This window comes from Nocardioides sp. Root151 (assembly GCF_001427925.1).
In the GTDB taxonomy this organism is placed as follows: domain Bacteria; phylum Actinomycetota; class Actinomycetes; order Propionibacteriales; family Nocardioidaceae; genus Nocardioides.
The window spans coordinates 449,091-465,236 of the sequence record NZ_LMGG01000005.1; the positions used below are offsets into that span (position 1 = coordinate 449,091).

The following is a 16,146-nucleotide window of genomic DNA, read 5'->3' on the forward strand; positions in this document are numbered from 1 at the left end:
CCGGGATCATGCGCGGCTCCGACGGTGACGGCCCAGGGCAATCACGCCGGCGGCGGCCATCACGGCCGACCCGGCGAAGAGGCCACCGACCGCGGCCCACGGGGTCTCGTCCGACGACGAGGACGAGGCCTCCGACTTCTTCTCGTCGGACTCCTCCTTCGCCGCGTCGGACCCGTCGAGCGCGGCGACCGGCTCCGCGTCCTGGGCGTACGGCGACGTGGCGGCCTTGTCGGTGATGACCTTGGTGTCGACCATGAAGTCGGCACCGCTGGGCTGGATGTCCTGCTGGCCGAGCTGCAGCAGCACGTAGTAGGTGCCGGGGAACGCCGCGGTGACGCCCTCGGCCTCACGGTTGCGCCAGGTGATCGACGGGGAGACCACGCCTCCGTCGAGGGTGTTGTACTTCAGGTCGATGTCGTCGAAGCCTGGCGGCTCACCCTTCGCACCCTGGGTGGCGGTGCCCCAGGCGGACTTCCCGCCGACGGGATTGATCAGGATCGGCCGCACGGTCACGTTGTCGACGGTCTCGGGGCCGTCGTACGTCAGCCACACCTGCAGGTGCTGGTTCCAGTCGAGCGGCACCTTGAACAGGGCCGCCTTGCCCGGGTCGACATGCACCTTCCACTTGCCGTCGACCAGCTCGGGCGCGTCGGCGAACGTGTGGCCCAACGTGGCGTCGCCCTTGTCGGTCGAGGGGGTGCCGACCCACTTCTGGTTCGTCGCCGGCGGAGGCAGGATCGAGGCGTCGGCGACCGGCGGCTCCTCCCACACCACGAGGTTGGCCTCGGCGTTCGGCACCGTCGTGGGGTCCCAGCTCTGGAGGCCGAACAACACCTTGTCGGCCGTGCTGCACGACTGGTTCGTCGAGGCGGAGCCGGCGATCAGGTCGTGCCGGCCGTAGTAGGAGTCGGCGTACGCCCCCTGCCCGCAGTCCTGGTTGGTGCCGTCGGCGGTGGGCGTGATGTACCAGGACCCGTCCACCGGCTTCGGCGCGATCAGCGACTCGCCCACCCAGATCGTCGAGTCGTCGATCGTGCGCTCGACCGCGAAGTACGCGGTGTCGGTGGAGTCGGGCATGTTCATGGTGTGCAGGCCGGGCTCGACGGCGGGGGCGCTGCCGACGTCGGTGGCGAGCTCCACCGGCTCGTCGTCGGCCGAGGTGTACGCCGCGGCGGGCGCCAGCAGGCAGGCCGCAGTGAAGCCTGCGGCGGCCGACCCGAGGAGCCGTCGTGAACGCTTCATGGGCTCCACTTTTCCACACGAGTGGGCGGAGAGGCGTCATCGTCCGCGCGCTCGGTAGGGTTGGATCAGTCGAAAGGGGGTCCCGGGGATGAACGACGTGCAGGAAGACAGGCGCCGACAGCAGGCCGAGTTGTACGGCGACCCCATCGACGTGCTCGCCAACAAGGTGCAGCACCTCATGGGCCTGGGCATTCCCGAGCTGGCCGAGGTGATCGGCCTGTCCGTGCCGATGCTGACCAAGCTGCTCACCGCCGAACGCGTCGGCATCGGCAACAACGTGGCCATGGGCCGGCTCACCAGGCTGCAGGAGTTCACCAGCCAGCTGATCAGCGGCGAGGCCTCGCGTGACGAGATCCAGCTGACCCTGGCCCAGATCAAGGCGTCCACCACCCCCGCCCGGCCGAGCCGGGTCACCGCCGTCGCGAAGGCGACCCCGACCGCGGCCCAGCAGGACACCAGCCCGCGCCGCCCGATGATCGCCCCCGGCACCGGCGAGCGTCCGCTGATCACCCCGACGTCACTGGGCTACGCGCGGTCGGTGGTGGGCCGCCACGTGAAACCGACTCCGGCGTACCGCTGGCCGCTGCTCGAGCGCTTCACCCGCACCGAGACGTGGGTCAAGCACGAGAACCACTCACCCACGGGCGCGTTCAAGGTGCGCGGCGGGCTCAACTTCCTCGAACGGCTGCGCGTCTCGGGCATGCCCGCGCCGTCCGGCCTGATCTCGGCCACCCGCGGCAACCACGGCCAGAGCCTCGCGTTCGCCGGCAGCAAGTACGGCGTCCCGATCACGATCGTGGTGCCCAAGGGCAACAACCCTGACCAGTCCGACTCCATGGACGGCCTCGGCGCCGAGGTGATCGAGCACGGCGACGACTTCCAGGAGGCCCGCGAGTACGCCGCCCGGTTGGCCGGCGAGCGCACCCTGTTGATGGTGCCGCCGTTCCACGCGTGGCTGGTCGAGGGCGTGGCGACGTACGCCGCAGAGCTGCACGAGTCGGTGCCCGGGCTCGAGGCGATCTACGTGCCGATCGGCATGGGCTCGGGTGCCTGCGCAAACATCCTGGTCCGTGACCTGCTCGGGCTCCGCACCGAGATCATCGGCGTGGTGGCCGCGGGCGCCCCGGCGTACGCCCTCTCCTACGAGGCGGGCCGCCCGGTCTCGACCGACAGCGCCGACACCTTCGTCGACGGCGCCGCCTGCCGCACCCCCGACCCGATCGCGGTCGACATCATCAACCGCGGCATCTCCCGGATCGTGCGGGTCTCCGAGGAGGAGGCCGCCGAGGCGATGGCGCTCACCTACCGCACCACGCACAACCTCGCCGAGCCCGCGGGGTCGCTGGCGCTGGCCGGCATGCTCGCCGACACCGACCGTCCCGAGGGCCGCAAGACCGCGATCGTGCAGACGGGCGGCAACTGTGACCTCGCCACGCTGTCCCGGGTCACCACCGACGTCGTCTGACCCACGCCCCGCGTCCTCCTGATGCGCCAACCGTGGATTATTGCGTCGCGAGCCGCGTCCTTTTGATGCGCGAACCGTGGATCCTTGATGCCTGTAGGTCGGCTTGGCGCGGGCGGACCCACGCCATTCACCCAGCACCAGCCAGCCACCGACGACCACGCGTCGGCGGGCTTCGCCCCTCGCACGAGAGTGCTGTCCGACCGGGCTCCTACGATGGACCACATGAGCTCCTCCACCAGCACAGCCATCGGCGCGCACGTCGACCAGACCGACCCGATCGCGGAGGCCCGCGCCCGTGACACCACGCTGGTGCAGTTCTTCCTCGGCAACCCGCAGAGCTACAAGGGCCCGGTCATCGAGTACGCCGGCGGTGCCGAGGGCCTGAAGGCTGATGCGGAGGAGGCCGGCGTCGACCTCTACGTGCACTCGCCGTACCTCATCAACGTGGCCACCACGAACAACCGGCTGCGCATCCCGAGCCGCAAGCTGCTGCAGTCCCACATGGATGCCGCGGCGTCCATCGGCGCCAAGGGGCTGGTCGTGCACGGCGGGCACCTCAAGGACGACGAGGACCCCTCGATCGGCTTCGACAACTGGCGCAAGGCGATCGCCGCGACCGACCTGAAGATCCCGCTGCTGATCGAGAACACCGCCGGCGGTGACAACGCGATGACTCGTTACCTCGAGCGCATCAAGGGCGTGTGGGGCGCGATCGAGGGTGAGGAGCAGGCCGACATGGTCGGCTTCTGCCTCGACACCTGCCACGCCCATGCCGGTGGCAACAACCTCGAGACCATCGTCGACGACGTGCTGGCGATCACCGGCCGCATCGACCTCGTGCACGCCAACGACAGCCGCGACGACTTCGACTCGGGCGCCGACCGGCACGCCAACCTGGGTGCGGGCCACATCGACCCCGACCTGCTGGCCTCGGTGATCCGCGACGCGAAGGCTCCCGCGCTCCTCGAGACCCCGGGTGGTTCCGCGGAGCACGTGGCCGACACCGCGTGGTTGCGCGAACGCCTCTGACACCAGGAACCCACGGTTGGCGCATCAAGAACACGCGGTTCGCGCATCAATAACCCACGGCTCGCGCTACCAGCCGGCGCCGAAGCAGACGAACGGGGCGGGCGCTCCGGTCGTCGTACCGGTCGCCACCGCGGCGGCCAGGGCGGCCGACGGGTCCAGGCCGGCGGCCAGGCCCTCGTGCAGGTGCGTGAGTACGTCGTGCGCGGCGTCGTCGGCCACGGCAGTGGGCGAGGCGATCACACAGCGCGCCCCGGCATGCAGCCAGGCCGAGGTCATCCCGATCAGCTCGTCGCCGAACCGCACCGACGACCGCCCGACCTCGCACGCCGAGAGCAGCACCACCTGCGGCACCTCCGGCAGGGCGTCGACGTCGTAGCCGAACCACGGGCCGCCGACCAGCTCGAGCCCGGAGAAGAGCGGGTTCTCCGCCGAGTGGCGTCCGTGCGCGGCCACGTGGAGCACGTCGACCCGGCCGGCCAACGCGGTCACCTCGTCGGCAGTGGCCGCGTCTCCGGTCAGCACCTCGGCGCTGGCCCAGCCCTTGGCGGCGGCGGTGACCTCCTCGACCGCGCGTGGCACACGGGGACCGGCGACCAGCCCGACCCGTTCCAGCGACAGCGGCCGTTGCCGCGCCGAGAGCCACGAGGTCGCCGAGCCGGCCACGGTCACCGACCGTCCGACCAGTCCGGGCAGCAGCGACCACGGCGTCCCGGCCAGCCCACCGGACGGCGTGACCACCACCCGACGATCGCCGATCGACTCGAGCAGCGGTGTCACCAACAGGTCGGCAAGAGTTTGCAGCCGCGCCGCGAGCCCGCGTCGTACGACGTCGGCCAGCGCGTCCGGCAGAGTGGTGGCCGCCATGTCGAGGTCGGGCAACAGTCCGGCCAGCAGCTCGCGCACCCGCGCGAAGGTGCCGAGCTCGAACTTCCTCTCACCGGCGTCCGTGACCACCAACCCGACCACCCGGTCGGCGCTGATCACCCAGGCGACCAGCGCGGTGTCGGTGCCGAGCTCCCGGCGTACGTCGGCCAGTGGCGCGGGCTCGGTGACCTCGCCGGAGCCCGGGTTGTGCCAGGCCCGCTCACGCACCCGCCGGCGCAGCTCGGCCTCACGGCGTGGCCGCGGGACCTGTACGTCGTCGCCACCGGCCTGGAGCTGTCTGAGCTCGGCGAGGTCGGCAGCGGTCTGTTCGTCGACCGGTGGCCGGACCGGCAGGATGCGGCTGGCCAGCATGCGCCCGCGCTCGGACCACTCGTAGAGCACGGCCGGGTCCCCGGAGTCCACGGCCAGGCGCAGGCCGAGCACGGCGAGACGGCGGCCCTGTCCGACGACGCCGGTCTGCAGGTCGAGGCTGCCGAACGTGCTCTGCCAGGCGTGCAGCTCCCCGACACCGGCGCGGATGTGCTGCAGAGCGGTTCCGTTGCGGCCCTGCGCGTGGGCAAGCTCGGCCCTGGCCGTGCGGCTGAGCAGGCGCACCCCCAGTGGAGCGTGCGATCCAGGCCGTACGGCGTCCACTCGAAGCCGCGCGTCTGAGTACGACCCACGTCGCACCATCACACGGGCGGCGTGCAGGCGCACCTGGTCAGCGCCCCACCGCAGTCCCTGCTCATCGAGCTCGGCGGCCAAGGCGTCGCTGCGGTGCACGAGTGCCGGGCCGCGACGACCCAGCTCGACCTCGGCGGCAACGACGACCGCCTCGGCCCGTGCCGCCCAAGCCCGACTGTCGACGCGTTCGAAGAGGTGCCGTGCGATGCGCGCCGCCTTCAGGGCTGCCTCCGGGTCGGCACGGACGAGGGTGCGGGCGAGGACCAGCTCGGCGTCGGCCTGATAGCGGTGAAGCTTCGAACGGCTGAAGGTCCGAGCGGCATCCCGAAGCACAGTGCACCCCTCCGTGACCAAACCTGCAGCGATCAGCGCCTCGGCACGATCCTGGTTGATCACCGCTTCCATCACGGCCCCGTCGGGGGCGAGGTAGGGGTGCGCGGCGTCCATGCTCTGCAGGGCGCCGACCAGGTCCCCTTCGAGCAGGCGCGCGTAGCCCAGGTTGTGGGCGGCCTTGGCGGTGAGGTAGTCGTTGTCGACCTGCCGGAAGTGGTGTTCGGCGCGCTCGAAGTCGGGCAAGGCGACCGATGGTCGTCCCTGCTGGAGGAAGACGTTCCCGCGGTTGAGGTGCACGCGGCCGAGCAGCAGGTCATCCTCGAGGGCATCGAGCGCCAGCTCGAACTCTCGCAACGCGGCCGAGGTCTCGCCGTGCAACATCAGGATCAGGGCGCGCTGGCTGTGCAGGAGGCCGACGGTCTCGCGGGACAGCCCCGGCCGGCCGGCCGCCGCGACACAGAGGTCGAGCGCGTCGGCGGTGCGTTTGGTCTGTGACATGACCAGAGCGAGGCTGAGCTCGATCCTGGCGCACAGGTCCTCCTCCGAGGCGAGGTCCAAGGCCTCCTCCAGCAGAGCCTGCGCGCGGTCGAACTGGCCCGCGTTCATCGCGGCCACTCCGCGTTCGTGCAACACCTCGGCTCCGACCACCCGGCCATCATGTCGTGATTCGGGTGCACCTCTCCACAGCGGTCCAGGCCCGGCTCACAGCTGCTGCGGTGTCCGGCGCTGCACTCGACGGCTCGAGGCCCTCGAGCAGGTTCGCCGCGAGCACGCCGGCGAGCACGGGCGCAGCGAACGACGTACCGCTCCACACCGCAAAGCCACCGCGGAAGTCGTCGGGGTCGATGGCCGAACGCGTGCGCCCGAAGGCCACCGTCTCGGCCATCGACTGTGCCCCTCCCTGGAAGGCGGGGATCGTCGACATCAATGCCGCGCCCGGCACGTAGGACCGCACCCAGGCGCCGGTGTTGGTGAAGAGTGCATCGCTGCGCCGGTTCGGGTTGAGCGCTCCCACCGAGACGATCGGAACGCACGTCGTGTCCACGGAAACCGGGCCCTGCCCGTCCGACCAGGGCGCGAACGCCGCTGGGAAGGCGGGTCGGCTGGTGGCATCGTTGCCAGCAGAGCAGACCACCACGACTCCATGTCGCCCGAGGTCCTCGAGGATGTCGCGGATGGTGACGTCGAAGAGTCCGTCCTCCGGTGTCTCGTGGTAGTAGCCGCACGAGAGGTTGAGCACGTCGATCGCCTGTCCACCAGGCTCGCCGGCGTGATGACGCCGTACCAACTCGGCGATCTGGCTCAGCGCACGCACCAGATCTGACTCAACGATCGGGCCTGCCGAAGGGACCACGCGCCACGCCAGGATGTCGGCATCGGGACACGTCTGGTGGACCAGGCCAGCGATGAAGGTGCCGTGGCCGGAGAGCGGGTCGATGGAGCCGTCCAACGGACCGGTGAGGTCGCCGTGCAGGTCGGGAGCCGTTGTCGGGTCCGTGTAGCCGATCGCCTCGCCGTCGAGAGTGATCGACGTGTGGACCACGTCGTCCAGCCAAGGGTGCGGCGCGCATCCGGTGTCCAGGACACCCACCACGGGCCGTCGGCCCTTGAGCTCATCGTCAGGTCGGCGTACCGGAGCCGGCCCGACGTATGCGATCGGTTGGCGGCCACCAGTGCCTGCCCGTGCGTAGCTCGCGACGGCCGCGGACGTGCCACCCCGCGCCGGGTTGCCGTCCCACACGGGGTTGCCGTCCCAGACCGGGTTGCCGTCCCAGACCGGGTTGCCGTCCCACACGGGGTTGCCGTCCCACACGGGGTTGCCGTCCCAGACCGGGTTGCCGTCCCAGACCGGGTTGCTCGAGACCGCCACCCTGACGACGTGGTCGAGACCGATTCCGCGCGTCACGTCCAGGCCGTACTTGGCCCGGGCCCGCTGCAGCAGCGTCCATCCATCAGGCGCCTGTGACGCCTTGTTCCCGGAGACGGAGAGACTCAGCCGACGGACGCCGAAGCGGAGTTGACGGTCCTCGGCGAGGTTCTCCGGCGTGCGAATCTGCGCGTCGGCCGGTGCCGATGCGTACTCACGCGCGGCCGTCTCCTCCGGGTCGACGTCCCAACCGAGTTCTTTGGCGACGTCTCGGAGGATGTCGAGCGTCTCCGCGAAGTTGTTCCGGTAGGAGATCGTCAGCCGCGGACCGACGTACACCGTTGCCCGCGGCCGCACACCCTTCACCACCAAGGCTGTGGCGGGATCGAGGATCCTGCCTTCCACCGCCGCGATGGCCCACTTGGGCGGCGGCTGGGGGTCACGGTCAAGGGGTTCGGGACGCTTCGGCTCCTTGGGCTCGTTCAATTCAGAGCTCGGGTTCTGCATGGGGCGTTGTCCTCAGATCTCGAAGGCGGGCGTGGCGAACGGCTTCAGCCCGGTGTCGCGTGGGGTCAGGTGCAGGCGCACCATCCCGGCAGGCAGGTCGGTGAACTCGAACCGCCCGGTGTCGTCGCTCTCGACCTCCCAGGAGCGCCCGGTGTCGGGAACCGGCGTGGCGTGCACGGTGACCGGACCGGCCGGGGAGACCCAGCCGTCGAGTCTCGTGCCGCCCTCAGGTGCACCGACCGCGCGCACCAGCAGGTCGATGTCGTCACTGCTGAACCGCAGTGTGTACGTCGCGGTGCCGCGGGCCCCGGCGAGCATCTCCTCGCGAGAGACCAGCATCAGCAGCTCGACGTCGAAGTCGGTGCCGGCAATGGCCAGCTCGGCCTCCACCGCCGCCTGCATGCGCTCGACGAGCCCTGCCGGCATGGGGTCACGCTCGGTCCAGACCTCGCGCACCACCTGGAGGAGCCCGTCACGGCTGTAGTCCCTGGTCATCGTCCTGCCTCCGGGTCGTCGATCTGCATGAGGGCGATCCGCAACTTCGCCAGGCACCTGCTGCGGGTGGGGCCGATGCTGCCGACCGGCATGTCGAGGGTCTGCGCGACGTGCGTGTAGTCGGGCCGGTTCTCGAAGGCCACGATGCGCAGCAGCCTGCGGCACCGGTCCGGCAGCTCGTCGACCACCCGCCACAGCTGGGAGCTCTCGTCGGCCTCGACCGCATGCGACTCCGCCGAACGCTGTCGCGGCAGCCGGAAGGCGATCTCCTCGTCCTCCACGGGGATCGCCTGGTTCTTCAGCTTCGAGACCCGCCACGCCTCGCGACGTGCGGTCGTCGTCAGCCAGCCACCGATGGCCACTGGGTCCTCGATGGCGTCGCGGCGACGCACCAGCGCCAACCACGTCGTCTGTACGACGTCCTCGGCGAGCTCGTGCGGCAACCGGTAGGAACGCACCACGTGCCACAGCACCGGCGTCATCACCCGGACCAGCCCGGAGAGGCCCAGCTCCCCGGTCTCACCGTCGGTCCACGCGCGGAAGCAGGCTGACGCCTCGGCCCAGACCTGGCCGGCTGACTGGGTCGGGGCGCGGGGTGTCGAGTCACGTGAAGGAGTGCCCATCACCTGCATTGTCGCCATACCCACACAGGTGTGCCAGAGAACGGCCCAGATACCTGTGCGAAGAAACTTCATCCCGATGTATCTGGCGGCCCACCGGCCACTCCTGAGCGCTGGAACAACGGGGGTGACCGGCCGGGGCCGACGAGTGACGTGGGGGTTCACTCGGCGGCCCCGCCCGGTAGCCTCGCCCTCGTGTCTTCCCCCGCTGCCGCCCACCCCGACGCCCCGCTGACCGTCCGCACGATCGACGCCGACGCGCACCTCGCCTACCTGGCCGGCCAACGCTCTGCCAGCTTCCTCCAGACCCCGGCCTGGGGCGCGGTGAAGGCAGAGTGGAAGCGCGAGTCGATCGGGTGGTTCAGTGACGACGAGCTGGTCGGCGTCGCGCTGGTGCTCTACCGCCAGCTGCCCAAGGTGAAGCGCTACCTCGCCTACCTGCCCGAGGGCCCGGTCATCGACTGGGACGCCCCGAACCTCGCCGCCTGGCTGGCGCCGATGGTCACCCACCTGCGCCAGGCCGGCGCGTTCGGCTGCCGCATGGGCCCACCCGTCGTGACCGCCCGCTGGTCCGCCGCCCAGGTCAAGGAGGGCATCGCCAGCGACGCCGTACGCCGACTCGGCGAGGTCGCACCCCTCGAGCGCAGCGTGGTCGGAGCCCGCGTGGTGAGCCAGCTCAACGAGCTCGGCTGGAAGCAGCTGGTCGCCGAGGGTGGCTTCGCCGCCGGCCAGCCGCAGTACAACTTCGTCATCCCGCTGCGCCATGACGACGGCACCGCCCGCACCGAGGACGAGGTCCTCAAGGGGATGAACCAGCTCTGGCGCCGCAACATCAAGAAGGCCGCCAAGTCCGGCGTCGAGGTCACCCGCGGCACGGTCTCGACAAGCTCGACCACCGATTTGGAGGCCTTCCACGACCTCTACGTGCACACCGCCGAGCGCGACCACTTCACGCCGCGGCCGCTGGGCTACTTCCGCACCATGTTCGAGGCGCTCTCCTCGTCCGGTCCTGACGTCGAGATCCGGCTCTACCTGGCCCGCCACGAGGGCGACCTGGTGGCCAGCACGATCTGGATCCGCTGTGGCGCGCACACCTGGTACTCCTACGGCGCCTCCTCCACCGAGAAGCGCGACGTACGCGGCTCGAACGCGGCCCAGTGGGCGATGATCCAGGACTCGCTGGCCGCGGGCGCCGACGTCTACGACCTCCGCGGCATCACCGACACCCTCGACTCCGACGACTCCCACGTCGGGCTGATCCAGTTCAAGGTCGGCACCGGCGGCGAGGCCGTCGAGTACGCCGGCGAGTGGGACCTGCCGATCAACCGGCTCATCCACAAGGCCTTCGACGTCTACATGGCGCGGCGCTCGGGCGGGGGCAACTGATGGGCCTGAGCCTCTACGTCGACGCAGCGCGCTTCCGGGCCAACCAGCACCGCATCCTGGCCACCCTCCCCGAGGTGGTGCCGGTGGCCAAGGGCAACGGCTACGGGCTCGGCAACCGGCGCCTGGCCGACGAGGCCCGGTCCCTGGGCGTCGACACGCTCGCCATCGGGACGTACGCCGAGGTGGACGAGGTCGCCGACACCTTCCCCGGCTCGCTGCTGGTGCTCAGCCCGTGGCGTGCCTTCGAGGCACCGACCGAGCCGAACCCGCGACTGATCCACACCATCGGCCGGGTCTCCGACCTCGAGGGGCTGCTGGCCCGCGACCCCGAGGCCCGGTTCGTGCTGGAGCGGCTCACCTCGATGGTGCGCCACGGCTTCACACCGCGCGAGCTGCGCGAGGCCGGCGACTTCCTGCGCAGCCACGAAGGTGGTGCCAGGTTCGAGGGCATCGCGTTCCACCTGCCGATGGGCGGCGCATCCCACCTCTCCGAGGTGCAGCGGCTGATGACCGACGCGGTCGCCGCCGGCCTGCCGCCGACCACGATCTGGGTCAGCCACCTCACCGCGGCCGAGCTGGCGCAGCTGGCTCGTGCGTGGCCCGACTACACGATCCGCCCGCGCATCGGCACCGACCTCTGGCTCGGCGACCGGGGCGCGTTCACCGTCAAGGCGACCGTGCTCGACTCCCACCACGTCGAGCGCGGTGCCCTGTTCGGCTACCGGGGTCGGGCTGCGCCCAAGACCGGCACCATCCTCGTGGTCAGCGGCGGCACCGCCCACGGCATCGGGCTCGAGGCCCCCACCGGCGCGAACACCATCAAGGCCCGGGCCGGCGCGATCGCCCGGGGTGGACTGGACGCGGCCGGGTTCGTGCGGTCGCCGTACAGCATCGGCGGGAAGCAGCGGCTCTTCGCGGAGCCGCCGCACATGCAGGCCAGCATGCTGTTCGTGCCACAGGGATCAGCGGTGCCCGACATCGGCGACGAGATCGACGTCCGGGTCCGCTACACCGCGACTGCGTTCGACCGCGTCGTCATCGCCTGAGCAGGGTCCCCCGCCGTCACGCTTCGGGCCGGGAACCGAGCACGCGAGTGGGCCGAAGAACGGGCACAACGACCGTCCCACCCCCGAAATCGGGCCGAACCATGGCGTTGTGCCCGTTCAAAGGTACGACGCCCTCCGACGAGGGCGCTCGCTACTCGACCACCGAAGCCCTACGGGCCTCAGCCGGCTCGTGATCAGCCCGGACCGGGTCGTGGTGCGGACGCAGGATGTCACGCACGATGATCGCGACCAGGTAGAGCTCGCAGGCCATCCGCACGACGATGGCGAGCCAGTAGAACCCGGGGTCGTCGCCGCCACCCGGCTTCAGGAAGCCGCCGAGGTACCACCACACCGACGCGAAGTAGAACAGCTCGCCGGCCTGCCAGATGAGCTGGTCGCGCCACCGTGGCCGGGCCAGTACGGCGAGGGGCAGCAGCCAGAGGGCGTACTGCGGTGAGTAGACCTTGTTGACCAGCAGGAAGCCGGCCACGACCAGGCAGCCGAGCTGGGCCAGGCGAGGGGTCTTGGGGGCGGCCAGGCCGAGGATCAGCACGAGCGCGCACCACCCGATGAAGAAGATCCACGACGCCTTGTTGATCTCGTCCGCGGAGAAGTCGTGGCCGGCCTGCGAGACCACCAGCCAGATGCTGCCCAGATCAGCGCCCCGGTCGGAGTTGAACGTCCAGAACACCTTCCACGCCGACTCCGACGAGAGGTACGCCGGCGCGTTCGCGACCACCCACGCCAGGCCCGCGGTGATCGTGACCTTGAAGAAGTCGCTCAGCCGCCGCCGTCGCAGGCAGATGATCAGCACCCCGCCGAGCAGGAACAGGGGGTAGAGCTTCGTGGCGGTGCCGAGCCCGATCATCACCCCGGTCCACACCGGTTTGTCGCGCGACCACGCCCAGAGTGCCCCGGCCACCAGCGCCACCGAGAGCAGGTCCCAGTTGACCAGGCCGTTGAAGAGCAGCACCGGCGAGGCGGCGAAGAGCGCCGCGTCCCACGGCCTGCGTCGATGGGCCCGGGACAGGAACCACGCGGTCAACAGGGTGGCCATCGCGAGCAGGACGGCGCTGACCGCGACGTACGTCGTGATCTCGTCGAGCACGTCGGGGTCCGAGTAGTGCTCCTCGACCGGCACCTGCGGCCTCGTGCCGATGTCGGGCGAGCCGCTGACCCAGTGCGTCACCCACGCGGCGCCGTAGGCGAAGTAGGAGATGCCGACCGGGTACTCCATGACCTCGAAGCGGTCCCGGCTCTCCTGGTCGTCGGTGTAGGGCCAGTTCAGCTCGACGAACCCGCGCCCGACGTACAGATAGGGCAGGTCGGAGTAGCACATGTGCGAGTAGCGGGTCTCGCCGTCCATCCAGTTGTCGGAGTAGCACGGTGCCTTCTGCACCATCCCGAGCGCGAAGACGATCGCGGTCATCGCGAGGACGACGCGCACCGGCGTCCACCACGGGTGGGGGGCGGCGTGCTCGCCGACCGGGCCTCCGATGCCCTCGCTCAGCGCGGCCGCCACCGGGTCCTCGCGGGTCGGGGCGGCCACGCCGTCGTGGTCGGGAGCGGTCACCCCGCGGTCACTCGATGCGAGCGGCTGGCTGTGCCGACTTCGTCTGTCCCGGCGGATCCTCGTCACAGCCACCGAGAATGGTGCAGCTCTCGGTCGGCGACGGTTCGGTCGTCGGAGTCTCCGACGGCGGACCCGGGGTCTTCGTGGGTTTCTCCGACGGAGTCTCGCTGGGCTCCTCGCTCTTCGTCTTCGAGGGCTTGGGCTTGGGCTTCGTCGTCTTCTTCGGCGGGGGCGGCGGCGGCACGTACGGCGCGTGGCCGTCGTCGGGAGCGTCGCCGTCGACGAAGACCGGCTCCGGGAAGTACTCGACGTCCTTGCCGTCCATGAGGCGGCTCATGATCGCGGTCCACGTCTGGGTCGGGTAGTTCGCACCGTAGAACGGCTCGAGGTAGCCCTCGAGGCTCTCGTTGCCCTTGCCGCGGACGTACATCACGGCGGTGGCCATCTGTGGGGTGTAGCCGACGAACCAGGACGACGACACGTTGTCGTCGGCGTTGGTCGCCGTACCCGTCTTGCCTGCGGCCGGACGGCCGAGGGCCTGGGCGTTGGCGCCGGTGCCGTTGGTCACCACCTGCTGCATGGCATAGGAGACGTCGGCGGCGATGTCCTCGTCGAGCACCCGCTTGGTGTGCACCTTGTGGCGGTAGAGCTCGGTGCCGTCGCGGTCCTCGACCTTCTCGATCACGTAGACCGGCGCCGCCTCACCGCCGTTGGCGATCGTGGCGTAGGCGTTGGCCATGTTGATCGGGCTGACCGTCGCCGAACCCAGCGCGATGCCCGAGTTGGCCTCCAGACCGGGCGAGTCACGAAGGTTGTTCATGGTGCCCTCGCGCTTCTTCGCCTTCGGAATGCCCAGCGCGTTGGCCATGTCGAGGATCTTCTGCGGGCCGTCGGGGATCGAGTCGGTGAGGTCGGCGTACACCGTGTTGATGGACTCCTCGGTGCCCTTGATCAGGTTCACCGACGAGCCGTAGTCATTGCCTTCGCCGTCGGGCCCGGTGCCCTCGTTGCGCGGGCCCTTGGTGCCGTTCTCGAAGTAGAACGGCGAGTTCCCGTCGAAGGTGTCCTTCAGGGAGAAGCCGGCCTTGATGCCCGCGGCAAGTGCGAACGGCTTGAACGACGAACCGGGCTGGCCACCCGAGACGGCCCAGTTGATCTGCGACTTCAGGTAGTCCTGGCCGCCGTAGAAGCTGCGCAGCGCACCGGTGCCCGGCTCGACGCTGGCACTGGCGACGTGCAGTTCCTTGAGCCCGTCGGGACGGGCCTCGTCGACGCCCTCCTCGGCGGCCTTCATCGCGTCCTGGTCGAGTGTGGTGGTGACCCGGAGGCCGCCGCCGTTGATCTCCTGCTCGGTGAAGTCGAGGCGCAGGAGCTCCTTCTTGATCATCTCCAGCATGTGGCCGCGCTGTCCGGCGTACGACGACTCGGACTTGACCTTGGGGAACTTCGGCAGCCGCTTCTCGGCCCGAGCAGCCTGGTCCGCGGGGACGGTGTCCATGTCGGCCATCTCGCCCAGGACGTAGTGGTAGCGCTCGAGGAGCGCCTCCCGGTTGGCCTTGCCGTTGGCCGGGTCGAACAGTGTCGGGTTGTTGATCACCGACGCGAGTACGGCGCTCTCCCGCAACTTCAGCTTCTTCGCGGGCTTGTCGAAGAACGCGTGGGCGGCGGCGTCGATGCCGTAGGCGCCGCGGCCGAAGTAGATCGTGTTGAGGTAGCCCTCGAGGATCTCCTCCTTGCTCTGCTGGCGCTGCAGCTTCAAGGAGACGATCGCCTCCTTCACCTTGCGGGTGTAGGAGCGCTCCTGGCTGAGGTAGAGGATCTTGACGTACTGCTGGGTGATCGTGGAGGCACCCTGCTGCGCGTTGCCCTTGGCGTTGCTGAAGGCCGCCCGGAGGATGCCCTTGGGGTCAATGCCCTTGTCGGTCCAGAAGCTCTGGTTCTCGGCCGCGACCACCGCGTCCTTGATCGTGTCGGGCATCTCGTCGAGCGAGATCGAGTTGCGGTTCTGGGTCGCGAAGCTGCCGAGCTCGGCCTTGCCGTCGTCGTAGTAGACCTTCGTGGTCTCGGTCTGGAAGTCGGCGTTGGGGTCGGGGACGTCGATGGTGCGGTAGAGCACGACGAACGCGATCGCGCCGACCAGGGCGAGCACCAGCCCGCTGATCGAGGTCCACTTCAACGTCTTCTTGAGGCGTCGCTTCAGCGGGCTCTGGTCCGGCTTGCCTGCGGCGGGCTTCTTGCGCGCGGGCACGCCAGCCTTGCGCTTTCCTGTCACGTGGTGGTCTCCGTGGGGTGCGTCGTACCAACGTCGGGCACGGGTACTTCATGGGCCAGTGGAAAAGAGTACGCGGACTGTCCTCGTTCACCCGGATCAGTGACGCGCAACACCCCGGATTCACCCGCAGTTCTCACAGAGCGCGATATATCGCTACGATAGGTCTGTGGCAAGGCGCGGAGAGACCATCGAGCTGGCAGTCCTCGGACTGCTGCACGAGTCACCCATGCACGGATACGAGCTCCGCAAGCGCCTCAACCTCATGCTCGGGTGGGGGCGCGTGCTCTCGTACGGCTCGCTCTACCCCGCGCTGAAGAAGATGCTGCGTGCCCAGTGGATCGAGGAACGCACCGTCAAGAACCCGGGTGCCGTGGTCAGTCGGCGGCCCCGGATCGTCTACCAGTTGACCGAGACCGGTGACACCGAGTTCGGCCGGTTGATGTCGGAGGTCGGCCCCACTGCGTGGGAGGACGACAACTTCGACATCCGCTTCGCCTTCTTCGGTCGCACCGACATGGAGATCCGTCTCCGGGTCCTCGAGGGTCGCCGTACCCGTCTCCAGGAGCGGCTCGACAGGGTGCAGTCGCAGCTGGCCCTGACCCAGAAGGAGATGGACCAGTACGCCTCCGAGTTGCAGAGACACGGAGTCGAATCGGTCGAGCGGGAGGTCCGCTGGCTCTCGGACCTCATCAACGCCGAGCGGAGCCAGCAGAAACCACCGGTCGAACCACAGACCTGAGCAGCACCAGCACGACAAGTCAGC

General features: G+C 69.7%; 12 protein-coding genes. 5 read left to right on the top strand and 7 right to left on the bottom strand.

The window, feature by feature from the left end:
- Nucleotides 1-6: 6 nt before the first annotated feature.
- Nucleotides 7-1,242 (bottom strand): hypothetical protein, encoded by a 1,236-nt coding sequence (locus ASD66_RS17315; RefSeq protein WP_056891700.1) that lies wholly within the window; start codon nt 1,240-1,242, stop codon nt 7-9.
- 88 nt (nt 1,243-1,330) lie between these two features.
- On the opposite strand from ASD66_RS17315, the gene ASD66_RS17320 reads away from it, so the two are divergent.
- Both ASD66_RS17320 and ASD66_RS17325 read left to right on the top strand, forming a co-directional pair.
- Nucleotides 1,331-2,707 carry a threonine dehydratase gene (locus ASD66_RS17320; RefSeq protein WP_200950099.1) on the top strand — a complete coding sequence of 459 codons (1,377 nt, stop codon included), beginning with the start codon at nt 1,331-1,333 and terminating at the stop codon, nt 2,705-2,707.
- A 222-nt stretch (nt 2,708-2,929) separates the two neighbouring features.
- The gene (locus ASD66_RS17325; protein WP_056891752.1) at nt 2,930-3,736 is read left to right on the top strand and encodes a deoxyribonuclease IV; all 807 of its coding nucleotides are present in this window, start codon (nt 2,930-2,932) and stop codon (nt 3,734-3,736) included.
- Nucleotides 3,737-3,802: 66 nt separating this feature from the next.
- Here ASD66_RS17325 and ASD66_RS17330 read toward each other — a convergent pair whose 3' ends face one another.
- From ASD66_RS17330 to ASD66_RS17345, 4 genes are read right to left on the bottom strand one after another with little or no spacing between them, the layout of a single operon-like run.
- Nucleotides 3,803-6,265, bottom strand: coding sequence for a CHAT domain-containing protein (locus ASD66_RS17330; RefSeq protein WP_056684117.1), 2,463 nt, complete (start codon nt 6,263-6,265; stop codon nt 3,803-3,805).
- Nucleotides 6,266-6,272: 7 nt separating this feature from the next.
- A complete protein-coding gene (locus ASD66_RS25380; RefSeq protein WP_156388763.1) occupies nt 6,273-7,991 on the bottom strand; it encodes a S8/S53 family peptidase in 1,719 nt (572 codons plus the stop codon).
- A 12-nt stretch (nt 7,992-8,003) separates the two neighbouring features.
- Nucleotides 8,004-8,486 carry a hypothetical protein gene (locus ASD66_RS17340; protein ID WP_056684123.1) on the bottom strand — a complete coding sequence of 161 codons (483 nt, stop codon included), beginning with the start codon at nt 8,484-8,486 and terminating at the stop codon, nt 8,004-8,006.
- The gene (locus ASD66_RS17345) at nt 8,483-9,109 is read right to left on the bottom strand and encodes a sigma-70 family RNA polymerase sigma factor (protein ID WP_056685207.1); all 627 of its coding nucleotides are present in this window, start codon (nt 9,107-9,109) and stop codon (nt 8,483-8,485) included. The genes ASD66_RS17340 and ASD66_RS17345 overlap by 4 nt, the downstream gene beginning before the upstream one ends.
- A gap of 192 nt (nt 9,110-9,301) precedes the next feature.
- Between ASD66_RS17345 and ASD66_RS17350 the strand changes: the two genes are divergently transcribed.
- Complete coding sequence (locus ASD66_RS17350; protein WP_056891702.1) at nt 9,302-10,492, top strand: lipid II:glycine glycyltransferase FemX; 1,191 nt, start codon at nt 9,302-9,304, stop codon at nt 10,490-10,492.
- Nucleotides 10,492-11,538, top strand: a complete 1,047-nt coding sequence (locus ASD66_RS17355; RefSeq protein ID WP_056684126.1) for an alanine racemase — start codon at nt 10,492-10,494, stop codon at nt 11,536-11,538. Before ASD66_RS17350 ends, ASD66_RS17355 begins: the two co-directional genes overlap by 1 nt.
- Nucleotides 11,539-11,689: 151 nt before the next feature.
- On the opposite strand, the gene ASD66_RS17360 is transcribed toward ASD66_RS17355, so the two are convergent.
- Together ASD66_RS17360 and ASD66_RS17365 are read right to left on the bottom strand one after the other, a co-directional pair.
- On the bottom strand, nt 11,690-13,111 hold the full coding sequence (locus tag ASD66_RS17360; RefSeq protein ID WP_056684130.1) for a glycosyltransferase family 87 protein: 1,422 nt from the start codon (nt 13,109-13,111) through the stop codon (nt 11,690-11,692).
- 7 nt (nt 13,112-13,118) lie between these two features.
- Nucleotides 13,119-15,383 (bottom strand): transglycosylase domain-containing protein, encoded by a 2,265-nt coding sequence (locus ASD66_RS17365; RefSeq protein ID WP_082599578.1) that lies wholly within the window; start codon nt 15,381-15,383, stop codon nt 13,119-13,121.
- Nucleotides 15,384-15,549: 166 nt separating this feature from the next.
- Between ASD66_RS17365 and ASD66_RS17370 the strand changes: the two genes are divergently transcribed.
- Nucleotides 15,550-16,122 (top strand): PadR family transcriptional regulator, encoded by a 573-nt coding sequence (locus ASD66_RS17370; protein ID WP_056684136.1) that lies wholly within the window; start codon nt 15,550-15,552, stop codon nt 16,120-16,122.
- Nucleotides 16,123-16,146: the final 24 nt, after the last annotated feature.